This window comes from Lacrimispora sinapis, from assembly GCF_043633585.1.
GTDB classification, from domain to species: domain Bacteria; phylum Bacillota; class Clostridia; order Lachnospirales; family Lachnospiraceae; genus Lacrimispora; species Lacrimispora sinapis.
Genome location: NZ_CP141832.1, coordinates 946,747 through 960,430, shown reverse-complemented (window position 1 = coordinate 960,430; position 13,684 = coordinate 946,747). Strand labels below are relative to the sequence as shown.

Below are 13,684 nucleotides of genomic sequence, written 5' to 3'. Positions count from 1 at the left end.
CATATTATAGCACTCTATCTGAGATTGTCAAGTTTCTTTCCTCTCTTCCTATTGACAGACCTGGAAGAACCTGCTATTATGTTCATAAATTAAATATTAATCTTGTTTTTGAACAAAGGAGGGTGTTATGCAGGCGATAATCCTTGCCGCCGGTATGGGACGGCGTTTGAAAAAATTAACGGAACATCAACCGAAGTGTATGGTTTCCGTAAATGAAGTTCCCATGATCGAGCGCATGTTAAAACAGCTGGAGCACTATCATTTAAATAGAATCATTCTTGTTACAGGACATGAAGGAGAACAGCTTCAATCTTTTGTCGGTTCTCTGTCCTTACATACTCCGGTTACCTTTATTGACAATCCCGTTTACCAGACGACCAATAATATTTATTCTCTTTATCTGGCAAAAGACTATCTTCTTCAGGATGATACGCTTTTACTGGAATCTGACTTGATTTTTGAACAGGAGGTCCTGACCCAGATTATCCGTGATCCCTATCCCAATCTGGCACTGGTGGCTCATTTTGAAAGCTGGATGGATGGAACCGTGGTCCTTTTGGATGAACAGGACAATATCATGAAGTTTCTCACAAGAAAAGATTTCCGCTTTGAGGACATTCATTCCTATTATAAGACTGTGAACATTTATAAATTCAGCCAAAACTTTTCCGCAACCCATTACGTGCCATTCCTGGAAGCCTACAGCAAGGCACTGGGGAATAACGAATATTATGAGCAGGTGTTAAAAGTCATTTCCCTGCTGGATGACCATGACTTAAAAGCCAGCAGACTGGAAAACTGGTTTTGGTATGAGATTGATGACGAGCAGGACTTGGATATTGCAGAATCCATTTTCACAGATTCCCAAAGCAGGCTTACCAGACTTTCCAGCCGTTACGGAGGATACTGGCGCTATCCCGGTCTTCTTGATTTCTGCTATCTGGTCAATCCCTACTTTCCCAACAGCCGGCTGATGGGGGAGATCAAAGCCAGCTTTGAAGCACTGTGCACAAGCTACCCCTCCGGCCTTGACATCAACAATTTACTGGCGGCAAAATCCCTGGGACTTAACAAAGACAATGTCCTGACCGGAAACGGAGCCGCAGAGCTTATCAAACCGCTCATCCGCTCCTTTTCCAATGCGGTGGGAGTGATAAAGCCGTCCTTTGAAGAGTATGGCAACTGTGCCAGATTCCCCGTTCCCTTTATGGTATCCACTCCGGATTTCACCTATACCGCAAAGGATCTGATGGAATTTTATAAGGATCAGGAACTGGATGCCCTGGTTTTGGTGAACCCGGAAAACCCAACCGGCTGTTATATGAAACGGTCAGAGGTACTCTCTCTTGCCTCGTACTGTATGGAAAAACAGGCATTCCTGATTCTGGACGAATCCTTCCTTGATTTTTCTTCTGCCGAAGAAGCGCCGTCCCTGATGACCCAGGAAACCCTTGAGGAATATCCCAACCTGGTCCTCATCAAAAGCATCTCCAAATCCTACGGGGTCCCCGGGCTGCGTCTGGGCATCTTAGCCTGCAGCGACCAGGCAGTGCTCCGTCTTGTGAGACAGGAGCTTCCGATCTGGAACATCAATTCTCTGGCCGAATACTTTCTCCAGATTTTTGAGAAATACCAGTCAGATTATAAGGAAGCATTGAAAAAATTCAAGGTGACCCGGAAAAAAATGTTCGAGGAGCTGTGCTCCATCAGACAATTAAAGCTGTATCCCTCAGAGGCCAACTTTATTCTTTGTGAGATCACAGACGGATGCTCTGCATCTCAGATCGCAGAGCTTCTGCTGAACCGTTATAACATCCTGGTAAAAGATTTATCCCATAAGCCAGGGATGGAAGGAAGAGAGTTTATCCGCGTTGCAGTCCGCACAGAATCAGACAATCAACGGCTTGCAGATGCGCTGAAACACATATTACGTTAATAAGGAGGCAATTACATGAACACACAGGAAACAACCAAGGAAACCTGGAAACAGATCTGGACCCGGAAGGGCAAGGCAGAGGGCACCGATTTACTTGCCTATGACGGATATGAGGCTACCCATGTGGATATGGAAGAGGTGGCCCGCCAGATCATAAAAAGACTGGACATTCATAAGGAAGATAAAGTATTAGAAGTCGGCTGCGGCGCAGGAGCACTGGCCCAATATCTGGACTGTGACTACGTTGGAATCGACTACTCTCATACTCTGGTGAAAAAGCATATTGAAATCCTCCACAATTCTGTTCTTACCGGAGAGGCTGCAAATTTGCCTTTTAAGGATCAATCCTTTGACAAGGTCATCTGCTATGGAGTCTATTTATATTTTGATAACAAAGAATACGCGCAGGCAGCCACAAAGGAACTTTTAAGAGTGGCCAAAAAGGGAGTATTGATTGGGGAAATCCCCATGCGCTCCCATCGCGAGGAACACCTGTTATTTAATAAGGAAGAATTTGAAGGCTGGGAAATCAGCGATGGTTTTTATGATCCATACCGGAAAGACCGTTTTAATGCGGTATATTTATTTAAATAACTATTTTTCCCAAACAGATTTTTATTCATAAAACCACAGAAAAAAACCGGCGATCAGAATCTCTGGCCGCCGGCTTTATGCTGGCAGCCCTCCCATCTCCCGTCCTTTCGTTTATCAATATTTTCACCTCTGCGTGGCATCGTTATGATTCTCCTTTTTTTTGACGGCAAATGGTTAAAATTTCACCAAAAATGCTTTGATTTTTCTGCTTAAAACGATATGAATTCTATCATTATTACTATTTTCATTTAGATTGACAAACAATAAACCAATATTATATAATACATAATGTAGAAATTTGTCTGAAAGTTGCGGCGTGGTTTTAGTGAAACTGCGAATCCCACATGCACGCAAAATTATTTTTTTTGCAGACTAGATCGAAGCAATTATACATAAGAAAAAGGCCAATATCAGGAGGTAGACAGCATGAAGAATTTCAGGGACTTCAGTATTACAAAAAAACTTCTCATAGCATATCTTTGCATGGGGATAATTATGTTGCTCATCGGCGGTGTGGGGATCACCGGAATGATGCGTATTAATCAAATGGATACCTATTTATATGAAAACCAGACAGTACCCATCAACCAGCTTTTCAATACCATCAAAAGCCTTTACAAGCTGGAAAACGATATCAATGCAATGGCCAATAACACGGGTAATCAAACAGAATTATCAAAGCTGGAAGAAAATTATCAAAAAGAAAAAGCTTTATTTCTGCAAAGTGCTAAGGAATACAGCAAGAGCTTTAGAACTGGCAGAGGCCAGGTCTTGCTCGATGAAGCAACCCAGTTATTCGATGGCTATTTTGATCCAATGATGCAAAAAACCCTCCAGGCTGCAAAAGCAGGAAATAATAAGGCAGCTGTCGCCGCCCTGAAAGAAAACCCGGAAAAAATACAGAAAATATATGAAAATATGGATCAGTTGATGGAACTTCGTATGAATAGTGCTAAGAAAACCAGTCAAAGCAATGATTCAACGGCAGCCACCTTTACCGTAATTCTCTGCCTCATCATTTTATTAGGAATCGTATGCGCCTTTTCTCTGGGCACTCGTATCTCAAAGATGATCAGCCGGCCGATTGAACAGGTAGTAGCCGCAGCGAAAAAAATCGCTCTGGGTCATGTGAATGTAGACTTACAGGACATTGATTCCAAGGATGAAACCGGGCAGCTTGCAAAAGCCTTCACAGAAATGCTTCAGGGCATCCGGGAACAGGTGCTGATCGCAGAAGAGATCAGCAACGGTGATTTTACAAAAGAAGTTCCTCTTCGTTCGGAAGCAGATGTTCTTGGACTTGCACTCCGTAAGATTGAAAGTGACTTAAACCGCACATTACTTCTTATCCGCATGTCCGCCGAACAGGTCAATACCGGTGCAGAACAGGTTTCCTCCGCTGCCCAGGCGCTGGCATCCGGCTCCACCGAACAGGCCGCAACCGTAGAAGAACTGAATGCCTCCATCAACGTCGTAGCCAAACAGGCAGAACACAATGCGGAAAGCGTCCGTAAGGCTTCTTCCTATATAGAAGAAAGCACCGTCGGCATTTCTGCCAGCAATGAATACGTGCAAATGCTTAACAACTCCATGAATAAGATCAGCTCCACTTCTTCAGAAATCTCCAACATTACAAAGGTGATTGAAGACATTGCATTCCAGACAAATATTCTGGCACTGAATGCTGCCATTGAAGCGGCCCGCGCCGGCAATGCCGGAAAAGGCTTTGCCGTGGTTGCTGACGAAGTCCGCAATCTTGCCATTAAATCCGCAGAAGCTGCAAAAGAAACAGCCGGCCTGATCCGTCATTCCGTAGAAGCTGTTTCAGATGGGGAACAGATGGCTTCGGAAGCGGCAATGATTTTAAAAGAAGTCACTGAAAAATCCAAGCTGGTTGAACAGGCAATCCAGGAAATCGAAAAAGCTTCTTCCGGTCAGGTCGCAGCGATTGAAGAAATCAATCAGGGGCTGTCTCAGGTATCTGCAGTCATCCAGACCAATGCCGCCACCGCAGAAGAAAGCTCTGCGTCCAGTGAAGAACTTACCGCTCAGTCCCATACCCTTAAGCAGGAGGTAGAAAAGTTCATATTAAGAAATGATGGAGCCAATTCCTCTATCCCTGACTCCGGCTATGGTTCCATTTCTGCCGCCTCCGACGCTGTTACCAGTTCCAGTACGGCCTATGCCTCTGACCCAGGCTCCGCGTTTGGCAAATATTAATCCGGATTCAAGAAAACCATCGTATGATAGAAACTAAGGATACCTGGTAAAAGCAACGAGCAATTACATAAAAAGCGTAGAATCACGACAGCTTATTTGTCCTTATTCTACGCTTTTTTCATTCATCTCTTCTCCATACGCAGCCTCATACCATTCCATGCACCGCTGATTCCATTCTTCCCAGGCCTTGTCCCGTTCTTTTTGCAGCTGCTCATAGCGGTCCGCTTCCGTCCACGGCCGGTTCTGCCAGAAATCCTCGGATTCCAGCCACTCCCTCTCTAGCTCCTCCATAAAACCGGTCAGCTGTTCCACTCTGTTTTTTGCAGGAAGAAGTTTCTCAAGAACCAACCCCAGCTTCCAATCCAGATACGCCTCCTCTGTGGAGATTTCCTTCAGCCGGTGCCTTTCCGCTTTTGGAACCGCTCTCATCCCTGCGATCAGTGCCTGTTCCTCCGCCCGGATACGAGCTGCAATTCCCTCCCCGTTCTCCGCTTTTCTGCTTCGTTCCAGGTAATGCTCATAGCCAAACGGATAATAAAACACCGACGTTCCTTCAAAAAGCAAAATAGATTCTGCCACCCGGTTTAAAAAGTAACGGTCATGGGATACAAAGAGAATGGTGCCCGTATAGGCAGTAAATGCGGATTCCAGAGTCTCCTTGGCCCGGATATCCATATGATTGGTCGGCTCGTCAAGAATCAGAAAGTTGGGTTTGCTCTGTAAAAGTTCCATGAGAACCAGTCTGGCCTTTTCCCCTCCCGACAGGACATCGACCCGCTTCCCGGCTTCTTTCCCTCCAAATAAATAGGAACCTAAAATACTGCGGACTTCTTTTTCAGTCAAGGAAGGAAATAAATCGTGAAAATGCTCTGCCACTGTTTTGGCGGACGATAGCTCCGAAGAATGCTGGTCAAAATATCCTATGGTAATCTGATTGCCCAAAGAATAATCTCCCGAAATCTTTGGGATCAGGCCAGCTACGGTTTTTAAAAATGTACTTTTGCCTGCTCCATTGGCACCCAGTATTCCGATCTTCTGCCCCCGTTTGATTCTCAAGGATAGCTCTGTAATGGGACGGTCATAACCGATCTTTAAATGCTCTGCCTCAAAGACCCACTTGCTCCCCAAAATGGCCGGTTCCATGGAACCCGTAAAAATATGGGCCTCATCCTGCTGAGGCTTTTCTACCGGCTGAATCCGCTCCGCCGCTTTTTTCTTGGCTCTGGCAAAGGCCGCTTTATTTGGCTTATGCTTAAACCGCTCCACCAGGTCATTCAAGCGGTTGATTTCCTGCTGCTGGCGCTCATATGCTTTGGTCTGAAGCCGTATGGCTTTTTTCTTCTCTTCCCTGTAATGCGTGTAATTGCCGGGATACCGGGTAAGTTTTTTTCCAGACAGTTCATAGACTACAGACACAGTCTGATCGAGAAAGAAACGGTCATGGGACACCATGACCACCGGATTTTCATATTGCTGCAAATACTGTTCCAGCCATTCAGTGGTGTGAACATCCAGATGATTGGTCGGCTCATCCAATAGCAGGATATCCGGTTTTTGCAGCAGAAGTTCGATTAAAGCGATCTTTGTCTGCTCCCCTCCGGAAAATTCGGAAAGCTTACGTTTCTTATCTCCCTTTGAAAAACCGAACCTTGTAAACAGAATCTCATATTCCCGTTCATATACAAAACGCTCTAAGGAATCGTCCTCTGCCCAGGAGCAGGATTTAAGCAGTTCTTCCTCTACCGTCCGCTCTTTCTCCGTAAATGCCTGCTGTTTTAAATAACCCACCGTCAATTTTCTTGCACTGGCTATTCCCTGGCCGCTTCGCTTATCATCTCTGTCTAAGTCGATTTCTCCGGCTATCAGCCTTAACAGCGTGGTTTTTCCTGCTCCATTGCTTCCCACCACTGCGATTTTTTCATTTCCGCGGATCTCAAAATCCACATGAGACAGAATCAACGTTCCGCCGGCGCTTACTGTCCCATCTTTTATCTGATACAACATAGTTACTTCCTCTGTTTTCTTGATTTATTTATTGTAGCACAATCCGACAGATTTTGGCTATTATTTTCCCCTCTATCCAGAAAAAGGGGCACAATATATTTTCATTGTGCCCCTTTTGGGATTGATTCATCAGTTCTTATATTTTATCACTTTTGCCATCTGGATTATGATGGTAGGAATCACTGCAAGACCATAGATGACCGCAATTTGACTCCCGTTTAATGCTGTCACAGAGAAAAGTCTGGATAAGAACGGTACAAACATCACCAGACTCAGCAGGACCACTCCGGCAAGAAATGCTCCCAGACTGTACCAGTTGCTGGAAAAACCGATTTTAAAAATCGAATATTTGCTTCTGCAGTTAAACCCATGGAACAAACGGGATAAGGTCAAAGTACAAAACGCCATGGTGCTGGCCGTCGCAGAACTGCCGGTTTTCAGTCCGATATGGAAAGCAGTCATGGTACCTGCCGCAATCAAAGCTCCCTGCAAAAGCAGTTTGATAAGAAAATCTTTGGTAAGGATTCCCTCTTTGGGATCTCTCGGCTTCTCTCCCAAAAGATCGTGTTTGGCTGGTTCCATACCGATGGCAATTGCCGGCAGAGAATCCGTCAGGAGGTTGATAAATAACAAGTGGACCGGTGCAAACGGAACCGGAAGTGCCATCAAAGAAGTATAGAGAACCGACAAAATTCCAGCGGTATTGCCTGACAACAGAAACTGTATGGCATGCTTAATATTCCGGTAAACATTCCGGCCGTTGGCCACCGCTTTTATAATAGTAGCAAAATTGTCATCAGACAGAATCATGGAGGCGGCATCCTTGGATACTTCCGTACCGGTGATTCCCATTGCCACACCAATGTCCGCCTTCTTGAGGGCAGGAGCATCGTTGACACCGTCTCCGGTCATGGAAACAATATTGCCCCGCCTCTGCCAGGCGTCTACGATCCGAATCTTATTTTCCGGTGAAACTCTTGCATACACGGAGGTCTTTGTGATGTTCTGATCCAGTTCTTCATCTGTCATGGCATCTAATTCCGCACCTGTAACCGCCATGTCTCCTTCTTCAAAAATACCGATCTGCTTCGCAATGGCTGTTGCTGTGATCTTATGATCTCCGGTAATCATGACCGTGCGGATTCCGGCACGCTTTGCATCTGCTACGGCAGCCTTTGACTCTTCTCTCGGCGGGTCCACCATGGAGATCAGACCGAGAAAGGTAAATCCATTTTCAGAGTTTAAGGAAAGCTCATGATTTTTATCCACTTCCTTGTAAGCAAATCCAAGAACACGAAGGCCGTTTTCAGAAAATCTTTGGTTCTGTAAAAGGATCTCCTCCCGGTCTTTGGCGGTCAGTTCCCTGATCCCTTCTGATGTACGGATATGGGTCATACGGTCTAAGAGCACATCCACAGCACCTTTGGTGAGCACAGTGGGAACTCCGTGAAGATGATACTTGGTACTCATCAGCTTACGGTCAGAATCAAAGGGAAGCTCCTCCAGGCGATGCATCAGATCTCTTAAATAATGATGGCTAACGTTGATTTTTCCCGTCATTTCAAGAAGGGCATATTCCGTAGGATCACCGATCCCCTTTCCCTCCACAATGGCAGAGTCATTAGTCAGGACCGCATCGTAGATTAAATACCGGTGAAGCTGGCTGCTGATGTCAAGCTCCTCCGGTGCCATTGTCCTGCCGTCAATGTATACGTCTTGAACGGTCATCTTATTCTGGGTCAATGTACCGGTCTTATCGGAACAGATAACGGAGACACAGCCCAGACTTTCTACCGCCTTCAGTTCCTTGATAATGGCATTTTCCTTTGCCATTCTCTGGGTGCCCATGGCCTGAACGATGGTAACAATGGAGCTAAGGGCTTCCGGTATGGCAGCGACTGCCAGGGCAACCGCGAACATGAGGGAATCCAGCAGAGGCATTCTCCGGTAAAGACTCAATAAAAACACAAGGGCACAGATCATCATAATGATAAGAGCGAGACGGCTGGAAAACTGGTCCATGCTGGCCTGCAAAGGCGTCTTCTTCTCCTTTGTTGCATTCATTAAGCTGGCAATTTTACCAATCTCCGTATTCATTCCGGTGCCTGTGACCACCACAACGGCTCTTCCGTATGTGACCAGACTGCCGGAATAGACCATATTGGTCCGGTCTGCCAGAGGCAGTTCCGCTTCTAATGTATTGTCTTCTTTGTCCACGTTGGTGGATTCTCCGGTCAAAGAGCTTTCATTGACCTGCAGGGAATAATTGTTTAAAATCCTTCCATCTGCCACCACCATATCACCGGCTTCCAGCAAAAGAATATCTCCGGGCACCACGTTTCTGGAATCAATTTCCAGCTTCTGACCCTCCCGGATGACCTTTGCCGTTGGAGAGGATAAGGACTTTAAACTTGCCAGAGACTTCTGCGCTTTTTCATGCTGCACCGTTCCTAAAATGGCATTCAACAGAATGACTGCCACAATAACCACCGTACTCTCTACATTTCCGGAAAGCATGGAAATCACAGCAGCTGCAATCAGTATAACGACCAGGAGATCCTTAAACTGTTCGGCAAATACCCGAAGAGTACTTTTTTTCCTGCCCTCAGAAAGAACATTTTCTCCTAGTCTGGCGAGCAGCTCTTTGGCCTGCTCTGAGCTTAATCCTTCTTTTGTAGTATGAAGCTCTGACAATACCTCTTCACCACTTTTTTGATACCAGTCTTTCAAACTTTCCTCCATTCTGCCGTCTCATAGGGCGGCCGCATCAAAATGTACTTAAGTCTCTCATTATTATTGCCATAAAAGGGAAAAGAAAAAGACTCCCAATGCATTTATTCTAAAAACAATAAGGAATAAACACATTAAAAGTCTGGTAACCATTGTCTGGCATGCACCACCAGGCTGCCTATTAAAGCCAGGATTGTTGACAGTGCATTAAAACTACTCCCTTTTAATGAAGCTTCTATGCAATTTTAATTTGAATGTACTTCTTTAAGTAAAAACATTATACGTGGTAAACTATCATTTGTCAATAAGAGTTATAGAACCTTTTTGATTAAGGCATTTCCTGAAAAAATGGATTGTAAATTTTTTATATATTCCGAATATTTTTGTTTTTTCTGTTTATAATATCAACATTCGTTAAAAAATGTATCGAAATTCAAAAATATTTCTTGATATGTAAGAGGAATATGCTACTATAGATTTAAAAGAAGAAAGGAAACCGAATTTATGAACGAAACCACTGTCCGAATCAGTGAAATAGAACTATTCGGGTTTAAGAACACCCAATACGGCCGCATTGAGATGCCCTCTGCCATCGAGAAAAACTACGGTTCCTCCACTGCCGACATTCTTGGAATCTATGGTCAGAACGGATCGGGTAAAACGGCAGTTGTAGAGGCCATGTCTGTGATCCAGTTTCTTTTAACCGGAAAATCCCTGCCCCGGGAGACCAGCCATTATATAACGGAGGACCGGGATTTCTGTAGGATTCATGTGAAATTCATAATCCAGTCCCCCCAAAAAACAGCCATGGCCGATTATACGGTCCAGTTTCAAAAGACACCGGACCGGGATCTGGAGATTTCAAACGAAACGCTTACCGCAGCTCTCTGGAACGGAGAAAAATTTGGAAGCAAAAAAAATCTGATTGATTATTCTCTTTCCTCCAAAGGTCCTGTCTTTACTCCCAAATACCGGTTTGACGAACTGGTGCGCTGCAATGAGGAAAACCGGATCAACTTAAACGTCGCAAAAAAACTGGCCCAGAAAAATCTGGTTTCCTTCCTGTTCGGTTCTGAGGGAAGAAGCATCTTTTTATCGACCCCTGAACATGTTTCTGAGGATTACGCCTATGTTATAGAAGCACTCCATCAATACGCCAGCTTCAACTTGTTTGTCATCACCAACGCTCATTCCGGCTCCATCAGCATGAACTTCATGCTTCCCTTTGCCTTTCGGCTGGAAGTAGGGGAAAAGGTGGCGAAAGGGGAACTGCCCATCCGTCTGGACGGCCCCTCTGTCATTACAAAGAACCAATATGAGCTGGTAAACCAGATCATGATAGATATGAATGCGGTCCTTACCGCTATGATTCCCGGACTATCCATCGGAATCCATAATTTCGGAGAGCAGCTCAGGGAAAATGGAACCGAAGGATATAAAATCGAACTGTTTTCAAAGCGGGACGACGTGATCATTCCACTAAAATACGAATCCGAAGGCATCATCAAACTTATATCCGTCCTAAATGTCTTAATGTGTATCTATAACCATGCCTCCATGTGTCTGATCATAGATGAACTGGATTCCGGCATTTATGAATACCTTCTTGGGGAACTGCTTACGGTAATGGAAAAAGGGGCCAGGGGCCAGCTGATCTTTACCTCTCATAACCTGCGGGCCTTGGAAATGCTTCACAAGAAAAGCATTGTCTTTTCCACCACCAATCCTTCAAACCGCTACATGCGTCTTCAGAACGTAAAAAGCAATAACAATCTAAGGGACTTATACCTGCGAAGCATTACCCTGGGGGGCCAAAAGGAAGAGATTTATGCAGAAACAGATACGGTTGAGATCAGCCGGGCGTTCCGCCGGGCCGGAAAGGGGGCTTTCCATGGCTTCCAAAAGTAAGAAAGTAATCCTTTTCATTGCAGAAGGTCCCACTGACGAAGACACATTAAGCCCCATTTTAAAGAAAATCTTTCAGAATGATGAGGTGCGTTTTCATATCGTTCACGGCGATATGACCAGCAACTGGTCTGTCTCCGTAAATAGTGCGGTAAAAACCGTTTATGAGCACATTGAGATGGAGCGGAAACGGTACGGATTTCAAAAAAGTGATATACAGAAAGTCATACATCTGGTGGATACGGATGGCGTGTTCATCCCTGACGACCGGATCATCTATCATAAAGGGAAGGACATACAGTATTATGACGACCGGGTAGAAGCCCCTTTTCCCCAACGAGTCCTGGACCGCAACCAACGAAAATCCCAGATTTTAAGCAGGCTTTCTGAAACAGGAAAAGTAGGAACTCTCCCCTACCGGGTGTACTATTTTTCCCGGAATCTGGAACATGTTTTCCATAACCGGACCGGAAATCTGACCGATGCGGAAAAGATAGATTTTGCAGATGATTTTGCAGACCGCTATCTCTCCGATCCGGAAGGATTCCTCGCCTTTCTTTCAGACAGTGATTTTACAGTTTCCGGCGATTATGACGATACCTGGAAATTTATTGCACAGGGAGTGAATTCCCTCCACCGGCACAGCAATTTTCATCTGTTATTTGAGTCCTCTCCATCGTAAACACAGATACCGTTTACAAAGGTCTGGCATACCTTCGTATCTTTTATGGTTTCGGGAGGACAGCGCCGGATATCCTGGGAAAGTACCGTGAAATCAGCCGCCATGCCGGGAAGAAGCATTCCCTTTTCATTCTCTTCAAAGCTGGCTCTGGCTCCCATCACGGTAAAGGTTTGGAGGGCTTCTTCCACAGACAATGACTGCTCCGGCAAAAATGTCTTTGATCCGTCCAGAGTGGTCCTTGTAACCGCACACTGGATTCCCCCAAGCACATCAGGGGATTCTACAGGGGCATCCGAACCATTGGAAACATCAAGTCCCAGTTCCAATAAGGTCTTGAAGGCATACGTACTGGCAGCCCGTTCCTTTCCCAGTCTCTTCTCCACCACATAATTGTCATGATCCAGGAAAATCGACTGGATATAAGTATGTAGATTCCATTTCCGAAAGGTTTCCAAAAGGGCTTTGGTTGTCAGCTGACAATGGACGATCCCATGGCGAAGGGGATTTTTCCGATTTCCGCAAAGTGCCTTTTCCATGGAACCTGCTGCCATCTCCATGGCCCGATCGCCTATGGCATGGACCGCTACCTGCATTCCGTGATCCGATGCATACACCACCTTCTCATCAAGCTGTTGCTGGCTGTAAATATTAATCCCGCAGTTATGGGGATTAACGGTATCATCGGCATAAGGGGCACTTAAAAATGCCGTTCTCGCTCCCATGGAACCGTCTGCAATGATCTTTAACGGACCGATGGCAAAAAACGGACTTCCTTTTCCCGTCCGGTATCCTTTTTCTATAAACCCTTTTAAGTCCTGCATTTCTTCTAATAAACATTGTTCGTATACTTTAACCGTCAGCAGACCTTCTGCTTCCAGCTCCTCATATGCCCGTATCACCGTTTCATAAGAAACACCTGGAAAGGCGCCAAAGTCATCGGTCTGAACCGAGGTGATCCCATAAGAATTCAGCTTTTTCATAGCCTGAACCATATAATATTTTATTTCATCTGCTTCAGGAACCGGTATCAGCCCACTGACCAGATTGATCGCGTATTCCCTCAGAATTCCGGTTGGTTCGCCATTCTCATCAAAATCAATAAAACCGCCCTCGGGATTCAGCGTATTCCCAGTTATGCCTGCGGCCTCAAGTGCTGCTGAATTGACACAGGCAATGTGTCTGCAGGAACGGTAGGCAATCACCGGCTGACATGTTGAAACCTGATCCAGATCGTACCGGTTGGGAAGCCGTTTTTCCCCCTCAAAACATTCCTGATTCCAGCCGCTTCCCACGATCCAGGCTTCCGAATTATGGGTCCTGCTCTTATAAGCGGAAAGCGCTTCTACCAAAGCTTTTATGGATGAGGTATGCTTTGCCAAATTAGGGGAGCTTAGTCCCCTGCCGTATGAAAGAAGATGGAGATGGGAATCAATAAAACCAGGAACAAGAAATGCACCATCCATATCATGCCACACAGCACCATCGCCGCTTTCCCACTGTCTGGCTTGAGAAAAGGTACCAATGAATGCCACTCTTCCATTTTCTACTCCCATGGCATCGGCTTCCATGCCTTTTTTTGCATAAATCACTGCATTATAATAAATATCCATCAT

General features: G+C 45.4%; 8 protein-coding genes. 5 read left to right on the top strand and 3 right to left on the bottom strand.

Annotation, left to right across the window (positions count from 1 at the left end; translation table 11 throughout):
- Positions 1-127 precede the first annotated feature (127 nt).
- The 3 genes from VIG27_RS04425 to VIG27_RS04415 all read left to right on the top strand — a co-directional run bounded on the left by VIG27_RS04425 (position 128) and on the right by VIG27_RS04415 (position 4,750).
- A complete protein-coding gene (locus tag VIG27_RS04425) occupies positions 128-1,936 on the top strand; it encodes an aminotransferase class I/II-fold pyridoxal phosphate-dependent enzyme (protein WP_394525679.1) in 1,809 nt (602 codons plus the stop codon).
- 15 nt (positions 1,937-1,951) lie between these two features.
- A complete protein-coding gene (locus VIG27_RS04420) occupies positions 1,952-2,530 on the top strand; it encodes a class I SAM-dependent methyltransferase (protein ID WP_394525678.1) in 579 nt (192 codons plus the stop codon).
- Between the two features lie 426 nt (positions 2,531-2,956).
- Positions 2,957-4,750 carry a methyl-accepting chemotaxis protein gene (locus VIG27_RS04415; protein WP_394525675.1) on the top strand — a complete coding sequence of 598 codons (1,794 nt, stop codon included), beginning with the start codon at positions 2,957-2,959 and terminating at the stop codon, positions 4,748-4,750.
- Positions 4,751-4,852: 102 nt separating this feature from the next.
- On the opposite strand, the gene abc-f is transcribed toward VIG27_RS04415, so the two are convergent.
- Together abc-f and VIG27_RS04405 are read right to left on the bottom strand one after the other, a co-directional pair.
- Positions 4,853-6,754: a ribosomal protection-like ABC-F family protein gene (abc-f, locus tag VIG27_RS04410; protein WP_394525673.1), complete on the bottom strand. Its 1,902-nt coding sequence runs from the start codon at positions 6,752-6,754 to the stop codon at positions 4,853-4,855.
- 129 nt (positions 6,755-6,883) lie between these two features.
- On the bottom strand, positions 6,884-9,484 hold the full coding sequence (locus tag VIG27_RS04405; RefSeq protein ID WP_394527398.1) for a cation-translocating P-type ATPase: 2,601 nt from the start codon (positions 9,482-9,484) through the stop codon (positions 6,884-6,886).
- Positions 9,485-9,988: 504 nt separating this feature from the next.
- Between VIG27_RS04405 and VIG27_RS04400 the strand changes: the two genes are divergently transcribed.
- Positions 9,989-11,392, top strand: coding sequence for an AAA family ATPase (locus VIG27_RS04400; RefSeq protein WP_394525659.1), 1,404 nt, complete (start codon positions 9,989-9,991; stop codon positions 11,390-11,392).
- Positions 11,313-12,071: a hypothetical protein gene (locus tag VIG27_RS04395; RefSeq protein ID WP_394525652.1), complete on the top strand. Its 759-nt coding sequence runs from the start codon at positions 11,313-11,315 to the stop codon at positions 12,069-12,071. Before VIG27_RS04400 ends, VIG27_RS04395 begins: the two co-directional genes overlap by 80 nt.
- Here VIG27_RS04395 and VIG27_RS04390 read toward each other — a convergent pair.
- Entirely contained in the window at positions 12,041-13,684 is a 1,644-nt protein-coding gene (locus tag VIG27_RS04390; RefSeq protein ID WP_394525644.1) for an amidohydrolase, read from the bottom strand. The two genes, VIG27_RS04395 and VIG27_RS04390, sit on opposite strands and share 31 nt — an antisense overlap.

Bases quoted from the DNA above. Each gene is read 5' to 3' on its own strand.
- abc-f (WP_394525673.1), bottom strand. From the start codon at position 6,754: ATGTTGTATCAGATAAAAGATGGGACAGTAAGCGCCGGCGGAACGTTG.
- VIG27_RS04425 (WP_394525679.1), top strand. From the start codon at position 128: ATGCAGGCGATAATCCTTGCCGCCGGTATGGGACGGCGTTTGAAAAAA.
- VIG27_RS04400 (WP_394525659.1), top strand. From the start codon at position 9,989: ATGAACGAAACCACTGTCCGAATCAGTGAAATAGAACTATTCGGGTTT.
- VIG27_RS04390 (WP_394525644.1), bottom strand. From the start codon at position 13,684: ATGATGGATATTTATTATAATGCAGTGATTTATGCAAAAAAAGGCATG.
- VIG27_RS04420 (WP_394525678.1), top strand. From the start codon at position 1,952: ATGAACACACAGGAAACAACCAAGGAAACCTGGAAACAGATCTGGACC.
- VIG27_RS04415 (WP_394525675.1), top strand. From the start codon at position 2,957: ATGAAGAATTTCAGGGACTTCAGTATTACAAAAAAACTTCTCATAGCA.
- VIG27_RS04395 (WP_394525652.1), top strand. From the start codon at position 11,313: ATGCAGAAACAGATACGGTTGAGATCAGCCGGGCGTTCCGCCGGGCCG.